The organism is Mesorhizobium sp. M7A.F.Ca.CA.004.04.2.1 (assembly GCF_004022825.1).
GTDB lineage: Bacteria > Pseudomonadota > Alphaproteobacteria > Rhizobiales > Rhizobiaceae > Mesorhizobium.
In genome coordinates, this window is sequence record NZ_RZPH01000423.1 from 1 (window position 1) to 4,847 (window position 4,847).

Genomic DNA, 4,847 nt, shown 5'->3' on the forward strand with positions numbered 1-4,847 from the left:
GCCTGCCGGCATCCTCTCCCCGTATAGGGACGGGGAGAGGGACGCTGTCACCACCGGTTTCGCCAATCACCGCCGTCGCAAGAAAGACGCCGAGGTCGCGGCTAGACCCCTTGTCCCCGTCCCTATACGGGGAGAAGGTGCCGGCAGGCGGATGAGGGGCGGCGGCAACCAAAGGATAACTGTTCTAAACCGGAGTGACGACTTGAAAGCCAAACTGGGCATGTCCCCCATTGCGTGGTGGAACGACGATCTTGCGGAACTCAGCGATGACGTGTCGCTGGAAGAATGCCTGCGCCAGTCGCGCTCGGCCGGCTTCACCGGCATGGAGATGGGCCGGCGTTTTCCCAATGATCCCGAAATCATGCTGCCGATCCTGAAGGCGTCCGACGTCACGCTATGCGGTGGCTGGTTCTCCGGCACGCTGGTCGATGGGGAGATGGCCGACAACAAGGATCGCATCCAGCCGATGATCGACCTGTTCAAGGCGGTGAATGCGCCTTGCATCGTTTATGGCGAAGTCGGCCGCTCGATCCAGGGCGACCGCTCGAAGCCGCTGGCGACCAAGCCGAAGCTGTCGGATGACGAGATGAAGGCTTACGCGAAACGCCTGACCGCGTTTGGCGAATGGTGCGCCGAACAGGGTATGCCGCTGTCCTATCATCACCACATGGCGGCGGTGGTCGAGACCGAGCCGGAACTCGATGCCTTCATGCGCTATTCCGGAGCCGGCATTCCGCTGCTGCTCGATGCCGGACATCTGGCATTCGCCGGCGGAGACGTGCTGCGTGCCATCGACAACCATCATACCCGCATCAGCCATGTGCATGTGAAGGACGTTCGCATGGGCGTGATCGAAAAGCTCGATCGCACCAAACAATCCTTCCTCGACGCGGTGGCGCTGGGCGCCTTCACCGTGCCGGGCGACGGCTCGCTCGATTTCGGCGCCATCGTGCAGCGCTTCGCCGACCATGGCTATGAGGGCTGGTTCGTGGTCGAGGCCGAGCAGGACCCGAAGAAGAACCCGCCACTCAGGATGGCACAGGTTGGCTACAAGGAATTGATGCGCGTCATGACCGCCGCCGGCTATACGGTCGAGACGCAAGGCTTTCCAAATGTCTAGTTTCCCAATGGCTGGTGCGACGGGTTCCCGGCGAGACCGATTGCTGTAGATTGGCCCTATGAAAGATTCCGAACACCCCTTCTTCCGACCTTTGTGGCGGCGTGTCGCCATCGTCGCGGTCTGCGTCATCTGGTCGATCATCGAGTTCGCCACCAGCACGCCGTTCTGGGGCATGATCGCGCTCGGCTTCGCCGGCTACGCCGTCTGGCAGTTTTTTTATCTCTACAAGCCTGCTGACGAGGCGAAGCCTTCGGTCGAGCCCGAGCCGAAGGAGTAACTGATCGCATGCGTTGGCGACTATCTTGCAGTGCTTCTCGTTTCGTCATCCTGGGGCGGAGCAAGGAGCGAAGCGACGCGGCGCAGACCCTAGGATCCATGCCATGACTTTGAAGCTGGTGTGACGGTGCAGAATCCGCTCCGCTGCGCCCTTCGGCCGAGGCAACGGCATGGATCCTAGGGTCTCCGCGACGGAGCTTCGCTCCTGCTTCGCCCTAGGATGACGAAGTTGGAAGGGCGCCGGCCGAAGATTTGCGATGGCCCTTTCAAACAGGCGGCTTGGCTTCACGGAGTCCTTCAAGCCAACGGAATAGGAGACAAAAATGTCGAAGCTGCTCGTCAAAGCCGACAAAGGCCATGGCCGCGTCGCCCATGTGACGCCGAAAAGCGCCGGCTGGACCTATGTCGGTTTCGACCTGCATCGGCTGAAGCCGGGCGAGAGCGTCTCCGGCAAGACGGAGGATCGCGAAGTCTGCCTGGTGTTCGTTACCGGCAAGGGCAAGGCTTCAGCCGGCGGCAAGGATCTCGGCCTGCTCGGCGAGCGCATGTCGCCCTTCGAGGGCAAGCCGTGGTCGGTGTATGTGCCTGAGGGATCGGATTGGTCGGTGACGGCGGACACCGGACTGGAACTCGCGGTCTGCTCGGCGCCGGGCCTTGGCGGCGGTCTGCCGGTTCGCGTCATCGGACCGGACGATCTCGGCCAGGAGGTGCGCGGCAAGGGCACCAACACACGCTATGTCACCAACATATTGCCGGAGGGCAAGCCGGCCGATTCGCTGCTGGTGGTCGAGGTGATCACGCCCGGCGGCCACACGTCGAGCTATCCGCCGCACAAGCACGACCGGGACAATCTGCCCGCTGAATCCTATCTTGAGGAAACCTACTATCACCGTCTCAACCCGCCGCAGGGCTTTGCCTTCCAGCGCGTCTACACCGATGCCGACGAGAATGGCCATCGCGCGCTCGACGAAGCGATGGCGATCGAGGATGGCGATGTCGTGCTGGTGCCCGGGGGCTATCACCCCTGCGCCGCCTGCCACGGCTACGACCTCTATTATCTCAACGTCATGGCCGGACCGAAGCGGACGTGGAAATTCCACAACGCGCCCGAGCACGAGTGGTTGATGAAGGCCTGATCGGTCGCTGCGTGAGCACTCGCTCCCTGGTCCAGCACGAAAAAATCGTCGGCTAATGACCCCGCCGCAGCGTTTTGTTACCTGAAAGCCAGCAAGGCTTCGTCAATTCGTCATGGAAATCACCTATGGCAGCGAAGCTGACAAGGACTTTCCATGCGCTACGCCCTCTATTTCACCCCCCGGCAGGACGAGCCTCTGGCGCGGATCGCCGCCGACTGGCTGGGCCGCGACGCGTTCGGCGCCGCGACGAGGCCGGTCGAAGCGGTGGCCGACCTGTCGGCGGCGGAAGTCGCTTTCCACACCGCTTCGGCGCGCCGCTATGGCTTTCACGCAACGCTGAAAGCCCCCTTCCGCCTGGCTGCCGACGAGACGGAAGCCTCGCTGCGCGCCGCACTCGACCAATTCGCCGAGGCGACGCCGGTGGTGACCATCCCGCGTCTCGTGGTCAGCCAGATCGACGGCTTCTTCGCACTGGTGCCGGAAGGGCCAGTGCCTGCGCTCAACCGGTTCGCCGATGACGTGGTGCGCGATTTCGACCGGTTTCGCGCACCACTGAGCGAAGCGGAAATCGAGCGGCGCAGCCCGGATTCGCTGAAGCCGGCCGAGTTCCGCAATCTCTGCCAATGGGGTTACCCCTATGTCTTCGAAACCTTTCGCTTCCACATGACGCTGTCGGGCCGGGCGGGGTCACAGGAAAGCCCTCGTTTGCGCGCAGCGATCGACAGCCTGTTCGCGGAAGTGCTGCAACAGAAGGTGCTGGTGGATGCGCTGACCTTGTTTGTCGAAACCGAACCGGGTGCACCGTTCATGGTGCTCTCGCATCACGCGCTCGGGCGCCGCCCGGCCAGAAAAACCGCCTGAAGGACTGCCTGAAATGACCGCCGAGACTGTTCTCCACAATGCCCGCATCGTGCTTGCCGACGAGATCGTCGAGGGTTCGCTGGTGCTGCGCGACGGCTTTATCGCCGGCATCGAATCCGGCATCAGCCGCATCGGCGAGGATATGGGCGGCGACTATATCATTCCCGGGCTGGTCGAATTGCACACCGACCATCTCGAAGGCCACTACGCGCCGCGGCCCAAGGTGCGCTGGAATCCGATCGCCGCCGTGCTCGCCCATGACGCGCAGGTGGCGACCGCCGGCATCACCACCGTGCTCGACGCCTTGCGCGTCGGCATGGACGAAGACGCCGACCTGACATCGGCCGACATCCGCAAGCTGGCCGACGCGATCGAGGACAGTGTGAAGCAGGACCGTCTGCGCGCCGACCATTTCATCCATCTGCGCTGCGAGGTTTCGGCACCGGACTGCCTCAGGGCTTTCGCCAATTTCGACGGCGACGAGCGGGTCAAGCTGGCGTCGCTGATGGACCATGCGCCAGGCCAGCGCCAGTTCGTCGATCTCGAGACCTATGCCTACTATTACCAGCGCAAGCTGAAGCTGACCGATCGCGACTTCAAGCTGTTCTGCGAAAAGCGGATGGCCGAATCGGCGCGCAATTCGGCGCCGAACCGGGCGGTGATATCAGCCGCCTGCCAGGAGCGCGGCATCGTGCTGGCCAGCCACGACGACGCCACATCAGGCCATGTCGACGAGGCGATCGAGCAGGGCGTGCGCGTCGCCGAATTCCCGACCACGGAAGAGGCCGCCAGGGCCTCGAAAGAGGCCGGGATGGGCGTGCTGATGGGCGCGCCCAACGTTATGCGCGGCGCCTCGCATTCGGGCAATGTCTCGGCCCGCACGCTGGCCAGCGACGGCCTGCTCGACATCTTGTCATCCGACTATATTCCCTTCAGCCTGATCCAGTCGGCGTTCTTCCTCGGCGATGTCGTCGAAGGCATTTCCCTGCCGCAGGCCGTCGCCATGGTCTCGAAGAACCCGGCCGATGCGGTTGGCCTGACCGATCGCGGCGTCATCGAACAGGGCCGCCGCGCCGATCTGGTGCGCGTGCGCGTCGACGACCATGTCCCGGTGGTGCGCACCGTCTGGCGGCAGGGAAGCCGGGTCGCATGATGGTGTCGGCGTCGATCGAGCGGGAATTGTCGGCCGAGACGTTTCCGATCCGCGATGGCGTTTTCGTCGCCGTCGTCGGCCCAAGCGGCGCCGGCAAGGACACAGTGATCGGCTACGCCCGCGCCCGCTTTGCCGACGAAACGCGGCTGGAGTTCGTCCGCCGCGTCATCACCAGGCCGAGCGATGTCGCCAGCGAGGACCACGACACGCTGGCCGATGCCGCCTTCGTCGAGGCCGAAGCCGATGGCGCCTTCGCCATCTCCTGGGAAGCGCACGGCTTGCGCTACGGCATCCCCGCCGA

At 63.9% G+C, this 4,847-nt stretch carries 5 protein-coding genes and 1 pseudogene; all 6 read left to right on the forward strand.

Features of this window, described 5'->3' with window-relative positions:
* Window positions 1–202 precede the first annotated feature (202 nt).
* Complete coding sequence (gene iolE, locus EN893_RS19045) at window positions 203–1,120, forward strand: myo-inosose-2 dehydratase (RefSeq protein ID WP_127269082.1); 918 nt, start codon at window positions 203–205, stop codon at window positions 1,118–1,120.
* A 58-nt stretch (window positions 1,121–1,178) separates the two neighbouring features.
* Window positions 1,179–1,397, forward strand: a complete 219-nt coding sequence (locus EN893_RS19050) for a DUF3329 domain-containing protein (protein WP_127269081.1) — start codon at window positions 1,179–1,181, stop codon at window positions 1,395–1,397.
* A gap of 322 nt (window positions 1,398–1,719) precedes the next feature.
* Window positions 1,720–2,532, forward strand: a complete 813-nt coding sequence (gene iolB / locus EN893_RS19055) for a 5-deoxy-glucuronate isomerase (protein WP_127269080.1) — start codon at window positions 1,720–1,722, stop codon at window positions 2,530–2,532.
* 153 nt (window positions 2,533–2,685) lie between these two features.
* The gene (locus EN893_RS19060) at window positions 2,686–3,393 is read left to right on the forward strand and encodes a DUF1045 domain-containing protein (protein ID WP_127269079.1); all 708 of its coding nucleotides are present in this window, start codon (window positions 2,686–2,688) and stop codon (window positions 3,391–3,393) included.
* Window positions 3,394–3,406: 13 nt separating this feature from the next.
* Window positions 3,407–4,546: an alpha-D-ribose 1-methylphosphonate 5-triphosphate diphosphatase gene (locus EN893_RS19065; RefSeq protein ID WP_127269078.1), complete on the forward strand. Its 1,140-nt coding sequence runs from the start codon at window positions 3,407–3,409 to the stop codon at window positions 4,544–4,546.
* Window positions 4,543–4,847 (forward strand): annotated as a pseudogene (locus tag EN893_RS19070) (phosphonate metabolism protein/1,5-bisphosphokinase (PRPP-forming) PhnN); the annotation flags it as partial. The gene EN893_RS19065 and the pseudogene EN893_RS19070, both read left to right, overlap by 4 nt.